Source organism: Bradyrhizobium sp. RT6a (genome assembly GCF_040547675.1).
GTDB lineage: Bacteria > Pseudomonadota > Alphaproteobacteria > Rhizobiales > Xanthobacteraceae > Bradyrhizobium.
Map to the genome: position 1 here is coordinate 614612 of NZ_JBEPQC010000002.1, position 20602 is coordinate 635213.

The 20602-nt window shown below is 64.4% G+C and carries 20 protein-coding genes; 9 read left to right on the forward strand and 11 right to left on the reverse strand.

Going from position 1 to position 20602, the window contains the following annotated elements:
* Positions 1–3 precede the first annotated feature (3 nt).
* Both ABIC03_RS12730 and ABIC03_RS12735 read right to left on the reverse strand, forming a co-directional pair.
* Complete coding sequence (locus ABIC03_RS12730; protein ID WP_275174673.1) at positions 4–1293, reverse strand: ABC transporter substrate-binding protein; 1290 nt, start codon at positions 1291–1293, stop codon at positions 4–6.
* Positions 1294–1335: 42 nt separating this feature from the next.
* Positions 1336–2322 (reverse strand): ABC transporter ATP-binding protein, encoded by a 987-nt coding sequence (locus ABIC03_RS12735; protein WP_275174674.1) that lies wholly within the window; start codon positions 2320–2322, stop codon positions 1336–1338.
* Between the two features lie 265 nt (positions 2323–2587).
* Here ABIC03_RS12735 and ABIC03_RS12740 point away from each other — a divergent pair, with 265 nt between their 5' ends.
* Positions 2588–3295, forward strand: coding sequence for a GntR family transcriptional regulator (locus ABIC03_RS12740; protein WP_275174675.1), 708 nt, complete (start codon positions 2588–2590; stop codon positions 3293–3295).
* A gap of 40 nt (positions 3296–3335) precedes the next feature.
* Here the strand turns inward: ABIC03_RS12740 and ABIC03_RS12745 are convergent, their stop codons facing one another.
* Both ABIC03_RS12745 and ABIC03_RS12750 read right to left on the reverse strand, forming a co-directional pair.
* On the reverse strand, positions 3336–4265 hold the full coding sequence (locus ABIC03_RS12745) for a Bug family tripartite tricarboxylate transporter substrate binding protein (protein WP_275174676.1): 930 nt from the start codon (positions 4263–4265) through the stop codon (positions 3336–3338).
* Positions 4266–4430: 165 nt separating this feature from the next.
* Positions 4431–5243: a helix-turn-helix domain-containing protein gene (locus ABIC03_RS12750; protein ID WP_354058479.1), complete on the reverse strand. Its 813-nt coding sequence runs from the start codon at positions 5241–5243 to the stop codon at positions 4431–4433.
* Between the two features lie 323 nt (positions 5244–5566).
* On the opposite strand from ABIC03_RS12750, the gene ABIC03_RS12755 reads away from it, so the two are divergent.
* On the forward strand, positions 5567–7318 hold the full coding sequence (locus ABIC03_RS12755; RefSeq protein WP_354058481.1) for a CYTH and CHAD domain-containing protein: 1752 nt from the start codon (positions 5567–5569) through the stop codon (positions 7316–7318).
* Positions 7319–7438: 120 nt separating this feature from the next.
* Here ABIC03_RS12755 and ABIC03_RS12760 read toward each other — a convergent pair whose 3' ends face one another.
* The 4 genes from ABIC03_RS12760 to ABIC03_RS12775 form a co-directional block, all read right to left on the reverse strand.
* On the reverse strand, positions 7439–8065 hold the full coding sequence (locus ABIC03_RS12760; RefSeq protein WP_275174679.1) for a transglutaminase-like cysteine peptidase: 627 nt from the start codon (positions 8063–8065) through the stop codon (positions 7439–7441).
* Between the two features lie 331 nt (positions 8066–8396).
* The gene (locus ABIC03_RS12765; protein ID WP_007602573.1) at positions 8397–9008 is read right to left on the reverse strand and encodes a PilZ domain-containing protein; all 612 of its coding nucleotides are present in this window, start codon (positions 9006–9008) and stop codon (positions 8397–8399) included.
* Between the two features lie 69 nt (positions 9009–9077).
* Positions 9078–10244 carry an MFS transporter gene (locus tag ABIC03_RS12770; protein WP_354058484.1) on the reverse strand — a complete coding sequence of 389 codons (1167 nt, stop codon included), beginning with the start codon at positions 10242–10244 and terminating at the stop codon, positions 9078–9080.
* Between the two features lie 51 nt (positions 10245–10295).
* Positions 10296–11543: an MFS transporter gene (locus tag ABIC03_RS12775; RefSeq protein ID WP_354058486.1), complete on the reverse strand. Its 1248-nt coding sequence runs from the start codon at positions 11541–11543 to the stop codon at positions 10296–10298.
* Positions 11544–11958: 415 nt separating this feature from the next.
* Here ABIC03_RS12775 and ABIC03_RS12780 point away from each other — a divergent pair, with 415 nt between their 5' ends.
* The 4 genes from ABIC03_RS12780 (at position 11959) to ABIC03_RS12795 (ending at position 16561) form a co-directional block, all read left to right on the forward strand.
* Positions 11959–13110 carry a zinc-binding dehydrogenase gene (locus tag ABIC03_RS12780; RefSeq protein ID WP_354058488.1) on the forward strand — a complete coding sequence of 384 codons (1152 nt, stop codon included), beginning with the start codon at positions 11959–11961 and terminating at the stop codon, positions 13108–13110.
* Positions 13111–13211: 101 nt separating this feature from the next.
* The gene (locus ABIC03_RS12785) at positions 13212–13652 is read left to right on the forward strand and encodes a VOC family protein (RefSeq protein ID WP_354058490.1); all 441 of its coding nucleotides are present in this window, start codon (positions 13212–13214) and stop codon (positions 13650–13652) included.
* Between the two features lie 113 nt (positions 13653–13765).
* A complete protein-coding gene (locus ABIC03_RS12790) occupies positions 13766–14278 on the forward strand; it encodes a hypothetical protein (RefSeq protein WP_354058492.1) in 513 nt (170 codons plus the stop codon).
* 312 nt (positions 14279–14590) lie between these two features.
* Positions 14591–16561 carry a DEAD/DEAH box helicase gene (locus ABIC03_RS12795; RefSeq protein ID WP_354059635.1) on the forward strand — a complete coding sequence of 657 codons (1971 nt, stop codon included), beginning with the start codon at positions 14591–14593 and terminating at the stop codon, positions 16559–16561.
* A gap of 76 nt (positions 16562–16637) precedes the next feature.
* Here ABIC03_RS12795 and ABIC03_RS12800 read toward each other — a convergent pair whose 3' ends face one another.
* Together ABIC03_RS12800 and ABIC03_RS12805 are read right to left on the reverse strand one after the other, a co-directional pair.
* Positions 16638–16934: a hypothetical protein gene (locus ABIC03_RS12800; RefSeq protein ID WP_354058494.1), complete on the reverse strand. Its 297-nt coding sequence runs from the start codon at positions 16932–16934 to the stop codon at positions 16638–16640.
* Between the two features lie 126 nt (positions 16935–17060).
* Positions 17061–17567 (reverse strand): GNAT family N-acetyltransferase, encoded by a 507-nt coding sequence (locus ABIC03_RS12805; RefSeq protein ID WP_354058496.1) that lies wholly within the window; start codon positions 17565–17567, stop codon positions 17061–17063.
* A 146-nt stretch (positions 17568–17713) separates the two neighbouring features.
* Between ABIC03_RS12805 and ABIC03_RS12810 the strand changes: the two genes are divergently transcribed.
* On the forward strand, positions 17714–18100 hold the full coding sequence (locus tag ABIC03_RS12810) for a COG4315 family predicted lipoprotein (RefSeq protein WP_354058498.1): 387 nt from the start codon (positions 17714–17716) through the stop codon (positions 18098–18100).
* 13 nt (positions 18101–18113) lie between these two features.
* Here the strand turns inward: ABIC03_RS12810 and ABIC03_RS12815 are convergent, their stop codons facing one another.
* A complete protein-coding gene (locus tag ABIC03_RS12815) occupies positions 18114–18668 on the reverse strand; it encodes a PAS domain-containing protein (RefSeq protein ID WP_275168392.1) in 555 nt (184 codons plus the stop codon).
* A 465-nt stretch (positions 18669–19133) separates the two neighbouring features.
* Between ABIC03_RS12815 and ABIC03_RS12820 the strand changes: the two genes are divergently transcribed.
* On the forward strand, positions 19134–19970 hold the full coding sequence (locus ABIC03_RS12820; RefSeq protein WP_502916881.1) for a rhomboid family intramembrane serine protease: 837 nt from the start codon (positions 19134–19136) through the stop codon (positions 19968–19970).
* Between the two features lie 189 nt (positions 19971–20159).
* Complete coding sequence (locus ABIC03_RS12825) at positions 20160–20588, forward strand: CBS domain-containing protein (RefSeq protein WP_007611784.1); 429 nt, start codon at positions 20160–20162, stop codon at positions 20586–20588.
* Positions 20589–20602: the final 14 nt, after the last annotated feature.

Here is a 20602-nt window from a genome sequence, read left to right on the forward strand (position 1 = left end):
ACATTATGCTGCGATAAACTCGTTCCACTTGCGGACCATGTAGTCGTTCTCATCCATCACGGCGTTCCAGCAGGCGACGCCGCCCATGCGGTCCTCGTAGGAGCCGCCGTCGCGCACGGCGCCCGCCTTTTCGAGCAGCGAGCCGTCGGGCGCCTTGATGTCCTTCTCGGCCGCCTTGCCTTCCATCCAGTAGGCCCACTCGTAAGGCTCCATATGCGCCTTCGCGGTGGAGAGCACGGCCGAGTAGTAACCCTGGCGGTTGAGATAGGCGCCGGCATAGCCGGACAGGAACCAGTTGACGAACTCGTAGGCCCACTCGAGCTTCGCACCCGAGACGCCCTTGGAGACGCAGAAGCCCGAGGCCCAGGAGCGATAGCCTTCCTTGAGCGGCTGAAAGGTGCAGGCAATCCCCATTGAGCGGACCTTCGTCACCGCCGGCGACCACATCGACTGGATGACGGTCTCGCCCGAGGCCATCAGGTTGACGCTCTCGTTGAAGTCTTTCCAGAAGGCGCGGAACTGACCGGCCTTCTTGGCCTCGGTCATCACCTTCATGGTGAGATCGATCTCTTCCTTGGTCATGTTGCCCTTGTCGGCATATTTGTACTTGCCGGAGGCTTCCACGACCATTGCGGCATCCATGATGCCGATCGAGGGGATGTTGAGGATCGAGGCCTTGCCCTTGAATTCGGGATTGAGCAGCTCGGACCATGAGCTGATCGGACGCTTGATGATGTCGGGACGAATGCCGAGCGTGTCGGCGTTGTAGACGGTCGGGATCAGAGTGACGAATTCGGTCGCCGACGTCGCGAACTTCTTGGAGTCCTTGCCTTCGAGATAGAGCACCTTCCAGGGCGCAGTGCCCTGGCTGCCGATCTTCTTGCCGCCAGGCGTCTGGCCCTTGGTGAAGACAGGCGTGATGTTGTCGAATTCCTTGATCTTCCTGGCGTCGAGGGCAAGGATGTTGCCTGACGGGACGATCTTCTTCAGCGAGAAATATTCGGTGTCCAGCACGTCGAAGGAGTTCGGCTGGGTCATCACGCGCTTGGTGACGTCGTCGGTGGTCGCGGTGATGTATTCGATCTTGATGCCGGTGTCCTTCAGGCACTGCTTGGAGATGTCGTCGCCCTCGTTCACGGCGGTGCCGAGATAGCGCAGCACCTTCGGCTCGGCCGACATGACATAGGGAAAGCCGGTGATGGCGCCGGAGCCGGCGGCAAGTCCGGCGAGACCTGCGGTGCTCTTGAGTAGCGTGCGGCGGCTAAGGCCCTTCTTCCTGGTCGTTTCGGTCATATCGGTCACTCCTCTGTTGCGCATTCCGGTGATTGATCGGCGCTATTGCAGACGTTGCGCCTTGGCGGGATCCCAGGTGGCCAGCACGCGATCGCCCGGCCGGAACTGGTGGACGTCGAAGGCGGCCTCGGGAAGGTGGGAGAACAGGGCGGTCCCGTCTTCGAGCGTGAGCGAGACGGCGATGTAGGAGCCCTGGTACTCGGTCTGGGTCAGCAGCGCCGGCGCGCCGACCGCGCCGTCGGCGATCGGCACGATGCCGAGCTGATCGGCGCGCACGGCGATGAGTTTGCCTGCGTCGCTGAGGACGTTGTGACCGCCAATGAAGCGCGCCACGAATTCGGTGCGGGGATGATGGAAGATATCGCGGGCACTTCCCTGCTGTTCGATCCTGCCCTGGTTCATCACCACGATGTGGTCGGCGAGCGCCATCGCCTCTTCCTGGCCGTGCGTGACCTGAACGAAGCTGATGCCGAGTTCGCGCTGCAGCCGCTTCAATTCGCCCCGCATCTTCACCCGCAGGAACGGATCGAGTGCCGAGAGCGGCTCGTCGAGTAACAGGATCTGCGGCTCGGTGATCAGCGCGCGGGCGAGCGCGACGCGCTGCTGCTGGCCGCCGGAGAGCTGTGCGGGAAGCCGGGCCGCGTAGGGCGTCATCGCCACCAGCTCGAGCAACTCGCCGGCGCGCTTGTGCCGCGTCGCCCGGTCGATGCCGCGCATTTTCAGGGCAAACGCCACGTTGTCGATCACGGTGAGGTGCGGGAACAGCGCGTAGGACTGGAACATCATCGCCGTGCCGCGCTTGGCGGGTTCGAGATCGGTGACGTTCTGCGGACCCAGGATGATGTCGCCCTCGCTGACGGCCTCGTGGCCGGCGATCATGCGCAAGGTCGAGGTCTTGCCGCAGCCGGAGGGGCCGAGCAGGCAGCAATAGGTGCCGGCCGGGATCTTCAAATTGACGGTGTCGACCGCCAGCGTCGTGTCGTAGCGCTTGCTGACGGCGACCAGTTCGAGGGCGGCGGGAGTGGCCATGGCGTGTCCGGGGCGAGGGCGATGCTGCGCCTCTCTCCGCAAGGTCCATGCCAATCGCGCTTGAATCGTTCTCGGCCGGCCGAATTCCAAAACAGTGCAGCGGAGTCAGATCGTTAGATCGAATCTCATGTGCGTGGGCGGCTCGTGGCCTTCGCAGTTGCGTGCACACAAAACAGGCGCGGATTGTATAAAGTTTCGCCTGTGATTGGATACAGCTGGTCGATTAGGATTCGACGCCATCTTCGACGATCGAGCCCTCACATTCATGGCTGCCAAGTCCCGACCCAAATCCGACGCGCCAGATGCGAGCGATCGCGTCAGCCGCATCCGGGAAGGCGTGACTGCGGCGATCCTCGAACATCGCCTGCTGCCCGGCACGAAACTCGGCGAGGACGAGATCGGCGAGATCTACGGCGCAAGCCGAACGCTGGTGCGCACCGCGCTTCAACAGCTCGCGCATGAAGGCATCGTCAACATCGAGAAGAACCGCGGCGCCTTCGTCGCGCGGCCGACGCCTGCGGACGCCCGAGAAGTATTCGAGGCGCGCCGCCTGATCGAGCCGACGATCGTCGATCACGCCGTTGACGCGGTGTCGCCGGCCTGGATCGGGCGTCTCCAGCGGCATCTTGCCGAGGAACGCGAGGCGGAGCTGCGTGGCGACGCGCGTGCTTCGGTCCGCCTCTCCGGCGACTTCCATCGACTCGTCGCCGAGATGAGTGGCCACAGCATCTATCTCGGTTTTCTCAAGGAGCTGATCGCGCGCTCCTCGCTCATCATCCTGCTCTACCGCCGGCACGACACGCCGGCCTGCGGCACCAATCATCACGCCGGCATCGTCGCCGCGATCCGCAAATGCGACAGGGAGGCCGCGCGCGCGCAGATGTTGTCGCATCTGAACGAGATCGAGGCCGAGCTGTTCCTGAAGGATCCCGCCGCCGACGAGTTGCGGCTCGCGGACGTGCTCGGGGCGTGAGCGCAACGAGGCGTCCGCGCCCGGTTGGGCGCGGCCGCGGCTATTGCGGCTCCAATCCGAGAGTCTTGATCGAGCCGAGCCAGACCGGCCCTTCCTTTTCGTAGAGCGCAATCGAGGATGCGCGGTCCATTGCCGGCTGGTCGACGCCGAAGGCATCGAGCAGCTTCTGCACGCGCTCCGTCTTGCCGCCTTCGACCATCAGCTTGGCGAGCATGTCGATCCGGTCTGCCGGCATCGCAGCAGGCGCCACCAGCGCGGTAAAGCTGGTGAGCTGGAAGACATTGCCGGTGACCCCTTGTTCGGTAAACGTCCTGGTCTCGGGCAGCTTCTTCATGCGCACCGGTGTCGGCACCGCAATCGGGCGGCCGACGCCGGTATCGAGCACCGGAAGCGCGGCCTGATAGCTGCCGACCGCCGCCTGGATCACCCCGGCGGCCAAATCCTGCCACATCGGCGCTTCGCCGCGGTAATGCACGATGGAAATGTCGAGACCGAATTGTCGGTTGAGCTCGGCGATCGCAATGTGCGCGAACGAGCCGATCCCGTACGAGCCGGCCGTGACCTTGTTGCCACGGGCGTACGCGACGAACTCTTCGATCGTCTTTGCGTTTGTGGCGGAATGGACCACCAACGGCAGATGCCCCGAAGGCGTCACCGCGACGATCGTGAAATCCTTGTCCGGATCATAGGCCAGCGATTTCAGCAGCAGCCGGTTACCGAGCAAGGTGGACGAGATCGTGTACATCAGCGTGTAACCGTCCGCCGGAGAGTCCTTCACCGACTGTGCCGCCAGCGCACCGCTGGCTCCGGTTTTGTTTTCGACAATGACCGGCTGGCCAAGCTTCTGCGAGATATAGTCGCCATAGGCGCGGGCGAAGGCATCGGTGATGCCGCCTGCCGGTGTGGAGACGACGATCCTGATTGCCCGGGTCGGCCAGGCTTCGGCCCAAGCCGTTTCAGAAGCGGCCATCGTGAGGCATGCAATCGCGGCAGCCCAAACTCTCGCGGATGTCCGCACTTCGGCCTCCCCCCTTTTCCCTGTATCATTGGGCAGCCGGTAGCCACCGTAACGAGGTGTCACACGGGCGAGGTGGAGGGTCAAGAAATCAAAATATCGTTTCACTGTGTGAAATGATCATCGCCGACCTTCAGGAGAGCCCGGCGCAGCAAGCTTGGCGCCGAGCGCCTCGGCAAGTGCGGAAGCGACTTTCTTCATCGGAGGTACGAAGCGCCGCACGCCGTCCTCCAGACCGACCGCCTCGCGCAGCATCATCACGTTCATGCTGCCGAACAGCCGATTCCGCAAAATCACGGGTACGCCAATCGCCCAGACTGCGCCGCCGAAGATACTGCGGCTGTAGCTGTCGTCCATCACCGCGAAGCCGGCGCCGCGGATCGCGCGCAGCACTTTGGCGAGCCTGCCGGGGTTGCGCGCCAGATCGTTCCAGGGCTCGGGACCGAGGGCAAGCCGCGCGGCAATGCGCTCCTGCTCGGCGGGCTCACAAAAGGCGAGATAGGCGCGCCCCATCGAGGTGCCGAGAACGGGAAAGCGAAATCCCGGCGGACGGCTGAACAGCAGCGATCCATCCACGCGCGTCGTGTGGGCGATGACCATGGATTCCTGATCGAGCACGGCAATGTCTGACGGCCAGTGGATCTGCTTGCGGAATTTGTTGAGGATGGGTTCGGCGATGCCGCCAATCCAGGTCGGCTCGTCATAGCCCGCGCTGAGCAGCAGCGCGCGTCCCGTCGGCGCGTAGCTGGCCGGCTCGGTACGGCGTACCACATAGCCTTCGTGCTCCAGCGTCTCGAGCATGCGGACGATCGTTGACTTGTTCAGCCCCGTCGCTTTGTGCAGCGAGCCGACGGTCGACTGCCGTTCCTGGTTGATCACCCGCAGGACTTCCAGGCCCCTGGACAACGCGATGACGGGACGGAACGACGTCATGGCAGCTCCTTGTGATTGCCTGTGCCGCTAGCCATGAAGCAACCGCCGGAGGGACAGGGCAGCGCGTTCGACGCCAACGCCTTCACCGATTGCGGGAAGGCTGGAATGAGTCAAGCTCGCTGACGCGTTCATCTCGGTTTCGAGAGGGGCGGGATCGCAGTCAAGCCGATCGCTTGCTGAGCCGGCGGCAATTTAGTTCCTGTGGTCAAGCCGCTCGCAGCCTCGTGTGGACGGTCGGGCGCTGCGGCGTCACGTGACTAGTCCTCGCGAGCCGCACCAGCTATAGGAGGACGCTCCGTCATCGAACTGTCATGAACCTGTAAATGCTGAAGTCAGACGCAACGCCGGTTCGCAAGGTTTCGAGCGCGCGGGATGGGAGTCCTGTTGCGAAGGACAACAGGAGAACGCAAGTCATCGCCGGCTTTTTGAGGCAGCGTGAACCCGCCGAGCTCGTCGCGGAACCTGTGAGCGATCAGATGCCATCGCAGGACGCGGAACCGGCAACGGAACCACTCCCGTCGAGCGGCGCCGCGCCTGCCGCCGGCGAGATCGAACTCAAGCTTCTCGTCGATGCCGATCGCATGGCGCATTTCAATGCCGCCCCCGTCATCGCGGCGAACGCGCGCAACAAGGGCACGCGCAAACATCTCAAGTCCGTCTATTACGACACGCCGGAGCGGACGTTGCGTCGCAACGGCTTGAGCTTGCGGGTTCGTCGGAGCGGTGCGCGCTTCGTGCAAACCGTGAAGACCGATGTGGTAGACGATCCGCTCCGCCGCGGTGAGTGGGAGGCGAGCGTACCTTCGCTTGCACCCGATCTCGCTTTGGCAATGCCTTTCATTCCCGAGAAGCTTCGCGGCCACCTGGAAGCGCAGCCGCTCGAAGCCGTCTTCACCGCCGATGTCCATCGCCATGCGCGGTTGATCGACCTGCCGTCAGGCACGGTCGAGATCGCCTTCGACCGGGGCGAGTTGACGGCCGGCGATCGTTCACTGCCGGTGAGCGAGATCGAGTTGGAACTCAAGAGCGGCAGCGCGAGCGCGATCTACGAGATCGCGCTGCGACTCGCGGAGCACGGTGACGTAAAGCCGTCCATCCGCCCCAAATCGGCACGCGGCTTCGATCTTGCCGACGACACACCGCCCTCGGCGCGACGTCCGCGAAAACTTCGTCTCGATCCGTCAGTGACATTGGACGAGGCGTTCGCGACGATCCTGCGCTCCTGCTTCCTCCATTTGCTTCAGTCGGTGCCGGCGGCCGAGGACGGCCGCAATCCGGAAGGCGTCCATCAGCTGCGCGTCTCGCTGCGCCGGCTTCGATCGGCGCTGGACCTGATGCGGTCGGTCGGCGCGCTCAGCAATCTCGACGCGCTGCGGTCGGAAGCCAGATGGCTCGCGCAAGACCTCTCCGCCGCGCGCGACTGGGACGTGTTCCGGATCGAGACCTTGCCGACGATCGCAAAGGCCTGTCCGTCGGTCGCGGGCTTCGATGCGTTGGGCCGGGCCGCGGCCGGGCGTCAGTCCGACGCCTATCGCAAGGCGCATGACGCGCTCGAAGATCGCCGCTGCGCCATATTCCTGCTCGGCCTCGGCAGCTGGATCGAGACGCGGGGCTGGCGCAACGACGTCGCCGCTGAGGATCTCGGCCAACTCGCCGAACCCGCCGTCAATTTCGCGCAGCGCATTCTGTCGGAGCAATATGCGAAGGTGCTCAGGCGCGGCCGCCGCTTTAAGTCGCTTTCCGCCGAAGGTCTGCACCGCGTGCGGCTGGCGACCAAGCGGCTGCGCTATCTCAGCGAGTTTCTGCTGCCGCTGTTCGTGGACCGCAAATTCGCGCGAAAATTCTCGCGCAGGCTCGCCGGTTTGCAGGAGCAGCTCGGCGCCTTCAACGACATGGCGGTGACTGCATCATTGCTGGACCGGCTTGGTGCCGAGCCCGAGGGTGCCATCGCTGCGGCGGCGATCGCCGGCTGGCAGGCGCGCGCGTCGATCGGAGTGCAGCCTGCCTTGCAAAGCACGTGGCGCGATTTCACCGCCGCGCGCGTGCCCTGGTCGCGGCAGACGCCGCAGGACTGAGCGAAGTACATCCTTGAAAAGTTGCGGCCAGCCATTGGGGGATGGCTGGCCGCGCGCGAACCGGTCTGGGACGGGGAGGGGTGGGGATGTGACCGGGTCGCGTATCTCTTTCGTTTGTCTCTACTGATCTCTCGCGCTGGCGGTGGAGACCGCCGGCTTGGTGTCGCCGAGCGAGACCCAGACGTTGGGATCGCTCTGCGACTGGCGCTTGACGAAGCGATAGCCGGTCTCCGTCCAGGCAACGACGTTCTCGTTCTGATTGTCGAGAACGAACTCGCCCTTGTCGGTCTTCACCGTCAGCACCGCGTGTCCTTCGCCCTTCTTGTCGCGCACGACGGTGATGAGCAGGGCCTCGCGCGGCCATCCGGCATCGATCAGCATCTTGCGCTTCAACAGTACGTAGTCTTCACAGTCGCCGTAACCGTCGGACGGCAGCGACCACTTTTCGATCACGCCCCAGTGCTCCTGGTCGGTCAAAGGCTTGACGGTCTCGTTGACCCAGCGATTGACCTTGACGAGGTCGCGCCATGCAGCCTGCGACATCACGATGTCGCGCGCTTGCGTCGGTGCGCCCTGGCACTGAGCGGCATTATCCGCACAGAACTCGACCCAGCCGATCGGCGCACGCGTGGTGTCGCCGAGGCTTGCGTAGAGCAGACGGCTTTCGCCGGCCTGCGCTGCCGCGCTCATTCCGAAGAGCATGGCGGCCAGCGCCATTCCCTTCCCCTGTCCCCTGAAATCAAACATTGCGGCCCCCGTTTCTTGTTGGGACCACATTGCGCAGGGAGCTTTTGAGTTGCCGCTAAGTCAGCCAAGTCAAGTCGAGACGAATGCAAGTAAAACACGCGGAAAATTCGATCTATACTTGAGTCAAACTTGAATAAAATTCGATATGACTGCAATTGATTCAAATTTTATCGATTAACGCGGAAACGCTGGCGGAACCGTTGTTTGCACGCACCCGCAGCCTCCGCGTTAACCCGCGCCAGGCCGGTCACGACCCATGAAAAAGGCGGCGTCCGCATCGCGGAGGCCGCCTTCAGGGCTGGAAATGCAGTGGTTTTGGTGCCTTCGCGCTTTACCGCGCGGTAACGCTCTCTTCGAGAGTTTCAATTGGCTGCGAATGCATGAACTCGAGCGCGAAGCCGTCTTCGAGGTTTCGGACCACGCGACCCTGCACCCGGCCGAGCAGAACCGTCGATTTCAGCGGGGGGCGGTTCTCGGCGGCGATGGCCGCGCCCGAGAGCGAGAGGTCGATGATGCGGCAGGTCATCTTGGTTCCGTCCTCGAGCGTCAGCACCGCGATCGGGTTGCGCGGCACGATACGATCGTGGCGGCGGTCTTCCGGCAAATTGAGGATGTCGCGGTTGGCGAGCCAGGTCAGCTGTGCCGCAAGCTTGTCGCGCTTTCGCGGCGTGGCACCGACGGTCATGGCGAAGCCATTGTCGATGATGCGGGTGATCTTGCCCTCGACGCGGCCGATATGGTCGAGATAGGCGACCACGCGGTCGCCGACATTGCCGATGCCGGGGGCCAGCAGCGCCAGCCCGCCCGGCGACATGTTGATCACCTGGCAGGGAAATTCACGGCGGTCCGGCAGCATGTAGCGGCCGAGCAGGTGAACTTTCACCCGCTGGAAACGCCGACGTTCCTCGGCGGCCGGAAGAAATTTTTTGTGCGCCAACGCCATTTTCACAACCCGACCCCCCCGCCTGGCGGAGTCCGGGACGACCCTAAGGTGCACAGGGTTAATGCCCCGTTAGGATCGGGCGCGGCGAAGACGAACAGACACAATGCGTTCGTAAAGCCACATCAGTGGCGGGCAGGCCAGCACCGTCAGCGCGCCGAGGTCGAGCGCGACCGCGGCAGTGCCGGCCGATTTGGCGAGCCGGCCCGCCACCGCCGGCCCCAGCATCATCGCGGCATAGAAGAGAGTGTAGAACACGCCCATCCCGATCGCCCTGGTTTCCGGCACGAGCACGCGGGCGGTCAGGCTCATGATCGGCCCGGCCGGATGGCCGCCGATGAGGCCGATCAGGACCAGGATCGTGATCACGGCGTCGGACCGGGTCAGCCAGGCCAGCAGCCCGGCCACCACCAGGCTGGCCGCGATCGCCAGCACGAAGGGGCGCTTGAAGCGATCGGCGAGATAGCCGCCTGCCGGCACCGAGATCACCGACAGCCACATCACGACGCTGATCGCCGATCCCGCCGCGGCAATGCTCCAGCCGCGCTCGGCGAGCAGCGAGGGGCCGAACGAGAAGATCATGGCGAAGCCGACATTATAGAGGCCCCAGATCGCGCCCGCGACGATCACCGCCAGGAGCGCGAGCGGATCAAGCCGCCCGGAGCCCGCCGCGCTGGCGCTTGCTCCGGGCGGCGATTGGTAGAACGTGATCAGCACAATGCCGATCGCGGTCAGCGCGCCGGCCACGAGGAACACGGCGCCCGCGCCGTAGGCGGTGCCGATCGCCGGCAGCACCAGCAGCGAGATCGCAACGCCCGCCGGCCAGGAGTTGACGAAGATCGCCATCGCGGTGGCGATCTCCTTCCCCGCAAACCAGTCGGTGCCCATCTTGGTGAGTTGCACGGTCAGCAGCACGCCGCCGGCGCCGGAGGCGAGCCGGCCCGCCATCTGCCAGCCCCAGATGTCCGTCGTGGCCATGATGAGGCTGCCCGCCGTCATCAGCAGCAGCGCCACGATCGTGGTGGGCTTGTCGCCGAGGGTGCGACCGATCGCGCCGCCCGGCAGCGCCAGCACGATGCCTGGCGTGAAATAGAGGCCGATCAGGATGCCGATATCGGCGAGCCCGACGCCGAAGCTCTGCTGCAGCAGCGGCGCGACCGCGGCCACGCTCTGGAACTGGAATGCGATGGTGAGGCGAACGACGAACAGGATCGCAAGTATGCCCCAGCGATTGCGCAACGCTTCATCTCCCAAACCCTGTATCGAACGTGCGGTGGGGCGACGCCGGAGTCAACCGGCCGTCTTCCTCGTCGCGCGCCCATAGAGAAGACATAGCAGCGCCAGCAGCACCGCGGCCGAGAGCCCGAGCGACCAGTGAATGCCGATCGCCGCACCGAACAGTCCGACCGTGATGCCGCTGAAGGCCCGCATCCCGAGCCCGGCCATGTTGTAGAGGCCGACGACACGGCCGCGAATGTCCGACGGCGCGTTCAACTGCACCAGCGCCTGCGCCATGGTGTTGAACGACAGCTCGAAGAAGCCTGCAAAGAACAACAGCACGATCGCGACCGGGTAGATCCGCACCGAGGCGAAGCCGAGCAGCGCCGCGCTCCACAGCATCGCGAGCATGATCGCGGTGCGCGGCGTGCCCTTGAGCCGTCCCCAGGATTCCAGCGCGATGCCGGCGAGCAGCGCGCCGGCAGCATCAGCCGCGAGCAGCACGCTGTAGGAGATTCCAGGATCGCCGTGGCCGAGATCGCCGGCAAAGCCCGGCATCTGGGCGTGATAGGCATTGCCGATCATGAAGGAGGTGAGGCCGGCAAGCCACGTCATCGCCGTCAGCACCGGCTGGGTGCCGATGGCGCGGATGGTCAGCATGATGTCGGCAACGCCGCGCACGGCGAAGCGCCGCACGGCCACGCTGCTGTCGCGCACCGGCGCCCAGAACAGCCACAGCAGCATCGGCAGGTAGAACAGCGTGTTGAAAATGATGCCATGCGAGGTGCCGAGCGTCAGCATGATGATGCCGCCGACGGCAGGTCCGACCAGAATGCCGAGATAGCGCGCCATCGCATTCAGCCGTACCGCGCTCGGAAGATCGGCGGGACCGACGAGATCATAGAGCAGCAGCTGGTTCGGGGTCTGCCACAACACGCCGGCGCAGCCATGAATCACCAGCAGCAGCATGGCGTGCCACATCTCGATGGCGTCGGTGATGAAAAAGAAACCCCATCCCGCCGAGGCAACGATGAACAGCAGCATGCCGCATTGGATGATGCGGCGCGGATCGACCCGATCGGCCAGTCCGCCAACCGCGACCGAGAACAGCAGGAACGGCAGCCAGTGCGACAGCACCGCAAAGCCCGCCAGCGCCGGCGAATGGAATTTCTGGAACACCACCCAATAGCTGATCACGTGCTCTATATTATCGGCCATCATCGCCAGCACGTAAGCGATGAACTGGAGCCGATACGGCACCGACTTCATCGCCGCGAACGAGCCGGAAGCGACCACGGGATTTTGGGGGAGGGGGTTCAAGAGGGCACCTGGGTGGGACTCGTCGGGAGTTACACGTTCGCCGGCGGCCGCTCAAGACACTTGGGCGTGCTTGGACATCAGCCATGCGCTGCTGCCCCAAGCTCCACCGTCATCCTGAGGTGCGAGCCTTGCGATGCGTGTTCGCATCGCAAGGTGAAGCCTCGAAGGATGGGCTACAGGCGGGCGCAGCCCATCCTTCGAGGCGCGCAAGAGCGCGCACCTCAGGATGACGGTGGTGAGTGTGGCAGGCACTGTAGCCCGGATGAGCGAAGCGATATCCGGGAACGCTGGCCCCGCATGTCGCTTCGCTCATGCGGGCTACGAGACCGCGGCTTGGCACGACCGCGCATCTCACATACGCTTCGCTTCAGCCCGCACCAATCAATCATAACAGACGGGCACCGAGGAAACAGCCATGGACCAAATCCGCGTCTGCACCCACGCAGGGCCGGGCAGCGACCCCGTCATCCGCACCGTGCCGTGGCCGAAGGTGGGCAAAAAGGCCGCGTTGATCAAGGTCGGCGCCTGTGGTGTCTGCGGCACGGACCTGCACATTCTGAAAGGACATTGGCCGAAGCCGCTGCCATGGCCGTTCACGCTTGGCCACGAGCTCGGCGGCATCATCGTCGAATGCGGCGACGAATTCACCGAGGACTTCATGAGCAAGCCGCTCAAGGTCGGCTCGAAGGTGATGATCCCGCCGCTGATGCCCTGCGGCCGCTGCTATTACTGCATCCATTATCCCCTGACCGCCAACAAATGCCTGACGCCGGTCTATTACGGCCGCTATCTCGGCTTCGACAAGGCGCCTCACATGTGGGGCGGCTGGGCCGAATATGTCTATGTCGATCTCGATATGCTGCCGGGCACCAAGATCTACAAATTGCCTGACGACATGTCGCTGCGGCTGGGTGCGCTGTCGGAGCCGCTGACCTCCTGCATCCGCGCCTTCAATCGCGCCAGCCGCGCCGGCGGTTTCACCTGGGGCGACACCGTGGTGATCCAGGGCTCGGGCCCGATCGGCATTCTCGCGGTCGCCGCCGCGCAGGAGATGGGAGCAGGGCGCGTGATCTGCGTCGGTGCGCCGGAGGAGCCGCGGCTCAAGCTCGCGCGTGAGTTCGGCGCCGAGGCGACGGTGAACATCGACGAACTGAAGTCACCGCAAGACCGCATCGCCCGCGTGCGCGAGATCGTCGGCGGCTTCGGCGCCGATCTGGTGATGGATTGCTCGGGCCACCCCTCAGCTGGTCCCGAAGGCATCGAGATGCTGCGCGACGGCGGCACCTATGTCGAGATGGGCCAGTTCACCGACGCCGGCTCGATCGAGACCTCCTGGCACCGCATCTGCACCAAGGACCTCAACGTGCTGGGCTCCTGGGGTTTCACCGGCAACGATCTGCCGCTCGGCGTCGACATGCTCTATCGCACGGCGGACAAATATCCCTGGCTGAAAATGCAGACGATCTATCCGTTCACGGAAGCGGGCGTCGCGCAGGCGGTCAGGGATGCGACGGCGATGAAGACAGTGAAGTCGACCATCGTCCCATGGCCGGAGCTGGTGGAGTGAGAAACTGGTAGCCCGGATGGAGCGCAGCGCAATCCGGGATTCTTGCCTGTGGCTCCCCGTATTCCGCTACGCTCCATACGGGCTACGAGCCGGCGTTTGGAATGAAGGACGAGATGACAAACGAACAAACAACTGAACCAACCCATCGCACGCGCTCGCCCTTCCATGCTATCCGCGCCATCGACTACACCGTCATCTTCGTGCGCGACATGGCGGCGATGCGGCGCTTCTACGAGGAGGTTCTCGCGTTTCCGCTGCTGCGGGAGCTGTCGCCGAACTGGATCGAGTACGGCTTGGGCAGCAATACCCTGGCGCTGGCGAAGCCGGGCCGAACCGCGGGCGATGCGCCGGTGCCGCACGGCAGCGCCTCGCTGCAACTGGCCTTCAAGGTCTCCGCGGCCGAAGTCGATGCGTGTGCCGACGAACTCGCACGCCATGGCGTGGCGCTGCTGTCCCCGCCAACAAACCAGTCGTTCGGGCATCGGACGCTGTTCTTCCGCGACCCCGACGGCAATCTCTTGGAGGTCTATGCGGAGATCTGAAACGCGGGAGCAGTGGCTGTGCACGAAAAGTTCCCTCGAAAATCCGCGAGTTATTCACGCCGGGGTGAAACTTAGGCCCGGGTTGCGGCTTTCAGTTCACGGGAGAGTTCATCGTGAAGCGAATCCTGAAACCCGTCACTTACATCCTGGCCGCCATCTACTTCCTGGTGGATGCGGTCTTCATGGCCGTGGCGAGGCCGATCTCGCGCTGGATCGGGCGGCATCTCCAATTGAAGCGATTGCGCGGCTGGATCAGATCACTGTCGCCTTATTGCTCGCTCGCCTTGTTTTCCGTACCCGTGATCATCCTGGAGCCGGTCAAGCCCGTCGCGGCCTATCTCGCCGCGACCGGTCAGGTCGTGAGCGGGGCGGCGACGTTCATCGTCGGCGAGCTGCTCAAGCTCGTGCTGGTCGAGCGCCTGTTTCAGCTCACGCGTGACAAGCTGATGCGGATTCCGGCTTTTGCCTGGGTCTATGGCAAGTTCACAGACGTCAAGGCATGGCTGCAGGCAACCGAAGCCTGGCGCGCGGTCCGCGCCTTGGGCCGCGCGGCGAAGGACGCCGTTGCGCGGGCCAGAGCCAGGCTGGTCGGCGGATTCGGCCGGCTGGTGACCTCCAGAGATTAGGGCCTGCGCGTGGCTCCTCCATGCCAGCTTGCGAACTGGGCGGTGGGCTTTGATGCCGGACCCCGCTATATGCAGCAAAACGGCTCGAAAACGCTGGATGTAGTGGGTTGAGCTGACCGGTAAGCTTATTCTCGGCATCACCAAAGCCATGCGTCATAGGCATGGTGATTTGCCCGCACTTGGCGTAAAGACCTTCCAAATCAAATCACCACGCGTGCGGCTCGACCATTTGCCGCCTACGCAGTTTCAGGTCGCGCGGCTCGACATTCCGCGCCTGGACCAACCAAGGTTTATCCCGTGTCTTTTCCGACCATGAGTCCGCCGCTCGCCCGAGCTTTGGCCGAGCGCAACTACGACCGTCCGACCCCCGTTCAGCTCGCCGTGCTCACGGACGAGGCCGCTGACCGCGACCTGCTGGTTTCGGCCCAGACCGGCTCCGGCAAGACGCTGGCTTATGGCCTGGCCATGGCCAAGGATCTGCTTGGCGACGCCGAGCGGTTCGAGCGGGCGGGTGCACCGCTTGCCCTGATCGTGGCGCCGACCCGCGAGCTTGCCCTGCAGGTCCATCGCGAGCTGGCGTGGCTGTACGAGCATGCGAGCGGGCGCGTCGTCTCCTGCGTCGGCGGCATGGATCCCAGGCGCGAGCAGCGCGAGCTTGCGGCCGGCGCTCACATCGTCGTCGGCACGCCTGGCCGGTTGTGCGATCATTTGCGCCGCGGCCGTCTCGACATCTCGGAATTGAAGGTGGTCGTTCTCGACGAGGCCGACGAGATGCTCAATCTCGGCTTTCGCGAGGACATGGAGTTCATTCTCAAGACCACGCCGGACACGCGCCGCACCCTGATGTTCTCGGCGACGTTCCCGCGCGGCATCGTCGCGCTCGCCAAGCAGTACCAGCAGCGGGCGTTCCGCATCGAGGTCGCAGGCGACGAAGGCGGTCATGCCGACATCGAGTACCGCGCGATCCGGATCGCGCCCGGTGACGCCGAGCACGCCGTCGTCAACGTGCTGCGCTTCTACGAGGCGCCGAGCGCGCTTGTCTTCTGCAGCACGCGCGATGGCGTCCGGCATTTGCAGGCGGCGCTGCTGGAGCGCGGCTTCTCCGTGGTCGCCCTGTCAGGTGAATTGACGCAGAATGAGCGAACCACGGCGCTGCAGTCGCTGCGGGACGGACGCTCGCGCGTCTGCGTGGCGACCGACGTCGCCGCCCGCGGCATCGATCTGCCGAGCCTCGATCTCGTCATTCATGCCGACCTGCCCAACGACGCCGAGGTCATGCAGCATCGCTCCGGCCGCACCGGCCGCGCGGGCCGCAAGGGGACCAGCGTCATGCTGGTGCCGCCCGTGCGCCGGCGGCGTGCGGAAATGCTGCTGAACGTCTCGGGGATCGACGCGGTCTGGGGGACGGCGCCGCAGCCGGATGAGATCCGCAAGCTCGATCACGAGCGCATGAAGGACGTGCTGTTCACGGAGGAGACCACCGCGGACGATCTGGCGCTGGCGCAGGCGCTCTTGGCCGAGCGGTCGGCTGAGGAGATCGCCGCGTCACTCGCACGGCTCTATCGCGCGCGGCTGCCGTCGCCCGAAGACATCCTCGACCCCGGCGAGCGAGCTGGCCGGCCGCGCGACGATCGCAGTCGCAACGATACGCGCACGCCGCGCGACGATTTTCGTACGCCGCGCGACGCTTCGCGTGGCGATGATCGGCCCGAAAGGGCTCGGCCCAAATCGGGAAAATCGTCGTCGAAACATGGCATGGCGGATGGCAGCGTCTGGTTCCGGGCCAACATCGGACGAAAAAAGAACGCGGAAGCGCGCTGGCTGTTGCCGATGATTTGCCGCCGTGGCGGCATCGACAAGGGCGATATTGGCGCGATCAAGATCATGGACACCACGACCGAGTTCGAAATTTCCGAGCGGGTCGCGGAAACCTTCGCCGTGAAGATCAAGCGTCCAGACAAGGAAGACAATATCCGCCTCGAGCCGATGGCGGATGCGCCGCAGCGGCAGGCGCCTTCGGAACAGCGGTCCCCCGCGCCGCGGCGCGACAGCGGCGAGAGCGATCATCGTGAACGCCAGGGCGAACGCCCGCGCGACAAGAGCGAATTCAAGCCACGTGGCAAGCCGCACGGCGATCGCCCTGCGAAATTCGACGACGCTCCGGCATTCGCGAAGAAAAAGAAGCATAAGACCAAGCCGGGCCATTCCGAACCTTCGGTCACGCCGTGGTCTGAAAAAGGTGCGCCGAGCAAGAAGCCGAAGAAGAAAAAGCATCGCGGTTGAGGGGGCGCTGTTCGGCAGGGACAGCAATGATGCCGCCGGATTGCACCGGCGACATCATCTGAAAAGTCAGATGGGCTCAGCGGCCACCGCCGCCGCCTCCGCCACCACCACCTCCGCCACCACCGCCGGCATCGCGCATCGACGAGATGTAGCGGGGATCGGTCTGCTTCATGTAGGTGGGCGAGGTGTCGTGAGTGACGCTGACGCGGCTTCTGCCGCTCGGCGTTGGCTGCTCGATCGCGATGCCGCAGCCCTCGAAGAAAGCGGAATCGCAGCCATAGGTCCGGAATTGCGCCGCGTTGGCGCTGGTTGCGCTGAACGCGGCCGTTGCCGCCAATGCAAGCAAAGCAACTTTCGACAATGTGAGTTTCATGGAAATTCTCCGGTCTCGTTTCGGCGAGACCAGATCGGCCCGCACAGTTCTTCGACGAGAGCTGATCGAACCCGGTTCGAGGGAATGGCTTCACGCCAGCGTGAACTGCGCCGGGGGGCAGGGACGTTACGTCGCAGCGAGATCGCGCAGCATGTAGGTTGCGTTGTCGCCGTAGGACGCGAGCTTTGCCCGCAGCTCCGCATCCGCCGTGACCGGCCGAAAGCCGAGGCGCTGCCACAGCGGCCGCGTGGCGTAGACCGACACCAGTGCGAGAGTCGCAATGCCGGAGGCGCGCGCCAGCGCTTCGATATCCGCAACATAGTCGCGCGCAACGCCGCCGCGAAAGCCGGGCAGCACGGCGACGTCGTGCAAATAGAGGCAATCCGCATCGCCAGGCAGTTGCTCGAGGAAGCCGTCGAGCGGCGGAATCCGGTGCTGCATCCACGGATGCGCGAGACCGTAGCCGACGATCCCGTCGTCCGCGACAAGCACGCGGCAGCCATCGGGATAGAGCCGTATCTTTTCCGCGAACACCTCAAGGCTTTCAGGCAGATCGGGATGGATCCGCGCTGCGATCTTGCTGATCGCCGGCAGATCGGAGGCGCGCGCGAGACGCCAATGCGGCGTGCTCATGTCGGTCCGTCCTTCCGTTTCCATCATCCCAGTTTATTCCGATGCGCCGATGCGTGCAGCGAAAAATATCTTTGCCGACATCTCAGGAATACGGCGTCTCGCGCGGCGTCCTACCCATGCAAGCCCATTGCATGACAGGAGATACCATGACGTCCTCGATCCGCCTCGCGCTCACGCTCGCAATATCGCTCGCGATGGTTCCCGCTGCTTTCGCGGCGCCGCCGACCAAGACTGGCAAGACCGACAAGGGTAATGTGCTCACCGACGCCAAGGGCATGTCGCTCTATACTTTCGACAAGGATACGGACGGCAAATCGGCCTGCAATGGTCCGTGCGCGACCAACTGGCCGGTGCTGAAAGCCGAGGCGAGCGATGCCGCCGCCGACGGCTACACCGTCATCACGCGCGACGACGGCTCCAAGCAGTGGGCCTACAAGGGCAAGCCGCTCTACACCTTCGCCAAGGATACCAAGCCCGGCGACGTCACCGGCGACGGTTTTCTGAACGGCGCGTGGCATCTGGCGATGCCGTGAGCGGGATGCACTGCTAGCGCAGCCCCTCATACACCATCAGCCCGCGTGCGATCTGTAGCTTGCGGATCGCGCGCGGCAGCAGTTTTTCCGGCTGGTGCAGATAGCGCCAGGAGGTGAGGGCGAACGGGCCAAGCGCGCCGCATTCGTCGTCGAACGGCGCGAGCACGCCTGTCACGCTCACCGGTGTATGCGGGCGGGCGTTGAACGGCAGGAGCAGCAGCTCGAGATACGCCTTGCTGCCGTCCTCGCGCGCGGCGGTGACGCCGGCGATTGCGCCGAGGCTCTCGTCGGCAACGATGGTCGTGATCTCCTCGATCTCGCGGCGGCTGGCCTCGTTGAACAGCGCCGCAAAGCTCGAGTCCTTGAGGTCGCGTCCTGCGAGTGCGCAGACGCGCGTGCCGGCGACGCGGAACGGGAAGCCGAGATTGGGCTCGCAGGACAGCACGAAGATGTCGCCGAGCAGGCCGCGCACGGCGGCCGGATCGATATCGGCGCGGTCAGGGGCCCGCGCAGTGCCGCGCTTCTCGTTCCAATATGCGAAGAACTCGCGGCTCGACGGATGTTTCATGACTGAACGCTTACCCCGGGGCGCAACCTCGCGGGACAAACCTGTCCCGCTTCAGTGCAGCCGCGATCCCTGTGTTGTTGTGCAGGAGGGGCTTTGCAGCGTCCATGCCGCAGCGGCGTTTTCGGCGCCTCTGGCGCTGCCTTTGCGTCGTTAACGTTAAATTAACTATGCGCTTTCCGTGCGCCGCCCCGCTGCTATGGTGACCGCGGTCGCAAGCCTCGCCGCTTTGCTCCAGGTTCTCGGCGAGGCCTGTACACAGGCGTCAAACAGTTTGGTCACCGGCCGCGGGGAGGGGTGGGGATACTCCCGTCTCTCTGGGTACCGGAAGTCCGACACGGATAGGCAGGGCTTTCCCAGGGCCCTGCCTTTTCCTTTTGTGCACTTGCGCAGGGCGGGCAAAGACGACTATCTCCAAGGCCTGTCGTTAGGACTGTCGCTCCGATCGCGCCTGAAAGCGAAGCCGCCTTGGATTCCCCGCCAAATTCTCCGCCGCAAGATCCTCCGTCGCAAGATGCTTCGCTGGGGGTGCCGGCCGTCGTTGAGGAGGCTCCGCGCGAGCCGATCCTGACGCTGCCCGTGGCGCTGACCGCCTATATCCTCCTGCTCGCGGTGATCCATCTGCGGGTGTTGCTGCCGCCGGAGCTCGAGAACTGGACCATCGACGTCTTCGGCTTCATCCCCAAGCGCTACGATTCCTCGCTACTCAATCTGGAGATTCCCGGCGGTGCCGGCGCCAAGGTCTGGACCTTCGTCACCTATTCGCTGCTGCACGCCAATCTCACCCATCTCGGCTTCAACGTGCTGTGGCTGTTGCCGTTCGGCAGCGCGCTGGCGCGGCGCTTTGGCGCCATCAGGTTCTTCCTGTTCCTCGCGGTGACGGCGGCGGCCGGCGCGCTCGCCCATCTCGTCACTCATGAGCACGCGGTGGCGCCGATGATCGGCGCCTCGGCGTCGGTGTCTGGGGCGATGGCAGCGGCGATCCGCTTCGCCTTCGTTCGCGGCAGCTTCCTGTCGTTCAGCCGATCGGATGCCGATACCGCCGCAAGAGTTCCGGCGCTGCCGCTGTCGCGCGCGTTGCGCGACGGGCGAGTGCTCGGCTTCCTCGCGGTTTGGTTTGGCGTCAACATCGTCTTTGGCGTCGGCGCGATCGGCGTCGATAGCGAGACCACGAGCGTTGCCTGGCAGGCGCATATCGGCGGCTTCCTTGCCGGCCTCTTGCTGTTCACGCTGTTCGATCCCGTGCCGCGCGTGCGAAGCGATGCTGCGGATGCGTCATCACAGGACATTTCAGACCGTATTTGAAGCGGCGCTTGCGGCGCCGCCCGAATTCATCCATCATTCCCGAGAAGAATGTTCCGAAGCGACAGGCCGTTCGCGGCGATGCTTCGCAAAGCGCACGAGCGTGAAACCGGCGCTGAAACTGTTAGTTGAAGACTCGAAGAACAAGTCCGGACCGCGAACAGCGGACGGTTCCGATTCAGGGAGGCGACAATGACGGTACGTTCGATTCTCAACACCAAGGGCCACCAGATCATGAGCGTCGAGCCGGACGCGAAGCTGGCGGTCGCGGTCAAACTGCTCGGTGAGAAGAAGATCGGCGCTGTGCTGGTGATGAACCAGAGCCGGCTGGAAGGCATCCTGTCGGAGCGCGACATCGTGCGAGTGATCGGCGAACGCGGCGCCGGCGCGCTGGAGGAGCCGGTCTCTCAGGTCATGACCCGGAAGGTCGTCACCTGCAAGGAGACCGACACGGTCGCCGAGCTCATGGAGATGATGACCACCGGCAAGTTCCGCCATCTGCCCGTGGTCGACAATGGCAAGGTGGTCGGCCTGATCTCGATCGGCGACATCGTCAAGCGCCGGGTGCAGGAATACGAGTCCGAGCAGGAAGCCCTGCGCGACTACATCAAGACCGCCTGATGAGTAAGACGGCC

Excerpts from the sequence above, each read along its gene's own strand:
- ABIC03_RS12755 (WP_354058481.1), top strand. The coding sequence starts at position 5,567 with ATGCTGAAGTCAGACGCAACGCCGGTTCGCAAGGTTTCGAGCGCGCGG.
- ABIC03_RS12825 (WP_007611784.1), top strand. The coding sequence starts at position 20,160 with ATGACGGTACGTTCGATTCTCAACACCAAGGGCCACCAGATCATGAGC.
- ABIC03_RS12785 (WP_354058490.1), top strand. The coding sequence starts at position 13,212 with ATGAAGGACGAGATGACAAACGAACAAACAACTGAACCAACCCATCGC.
- ABIC03_RS12750 (WP_354058479.1), bottom strand. The coding sequence starts at position 5,243 with ATGACGTCGTTCCGTCCCGTCATCGCGTTGTCCAGGGGCCTGGAAGTC.
- ABIC03_RS12760 (WP_275174679.1), bottom strand. The coding sequence starts at position 8,065 with ATGTTTGATTTCAGGGGACAGGGGAAGGGAATGGCGCTGGCCGCCATG.
- ABIC03_RS12730 (WP_275174673.1), bottom strand. The coding sequence starts at position 1,293 with ATGACCGAAACGACCAGGAAGAAGGGCCTTAGCCGCCGCACGCTACTC.
- ABIC03_RS12810 (WP_354058498.1), top strand. The coding sequence starts at position 17,714 with ATGACGTCCTCGATCCGCCTCGCGCTCACGCTCGCAATATCGCTCGCG.
- ABIC03_RS12795 (WP_354059635.1), top strand. The coding sequence starts at position 14,591 with ATGAGTCCGCCGCTCGCCCGAGCTTTGGCCGAGCGCAACTACGACCGT.
- ABIC03_RS12805 (WP_354058496.1), bottom strand. The coding sequence starts at position 17,567 with ATGAGCACGCCGCATTGGCGTCTCGCGCGCGCCTCCGATCTGCCGGCG.
- ABIC03_RS12780 (WP_354058488.1), top strand. The coding sequence starts at position 11,959 with ATGGACCAAATCCGCGTCTGCACCCACGCAGGGCCGGGCAGCGACCCC.
- ABIC03_RS12745 (WP_275174676.1), bottom strand. The coding sequence starts at position 4,265 with ATGGCCGCTTCTGAAACGGCTTGGGCCGAAGCCTGGCCGACCCGGGCA.
- ABIC03_RS12735 (WP_275174674.1), bottom strand. The coding sequence starts at position 2,322 with ATGGCCACTCCCGCCGCCCTCGAACTGGTCGCCGTCAGCAAGCGCTAC.
- ABIC03_RS12800 (WP_354058494.1), bottom strand. The coding sequence starts at position 16,934 with ATGAAACTCACATTGTCGAAAGTTGCTTTGCTTGCATTGGCGGCAACG.
- ABIC03_RS12740 (WP_275174675.1), top strand. The coding sequence starts at position 2,588 with ATGGCTGCCAAGTCCCGACCCAAATCCGACGCGCCAGATGCGAGCGAT.
- ABIC03_RS12765 (WP_007602573.1), bottom strand. The coding sequence starts at position 9,008 with ATGGCGTTGGCGCACAAAAAATTTCTTCCGGCCGCCGAGGAACGTCGG.
- ABIC03_RS12815 (WP_275168392.1), bottom strand. The coding sequence starts at position 18,668 with ATGAAACATCCGTCGAGCCGCGAGTTCTTCGCATATTGGAACGAGAAG.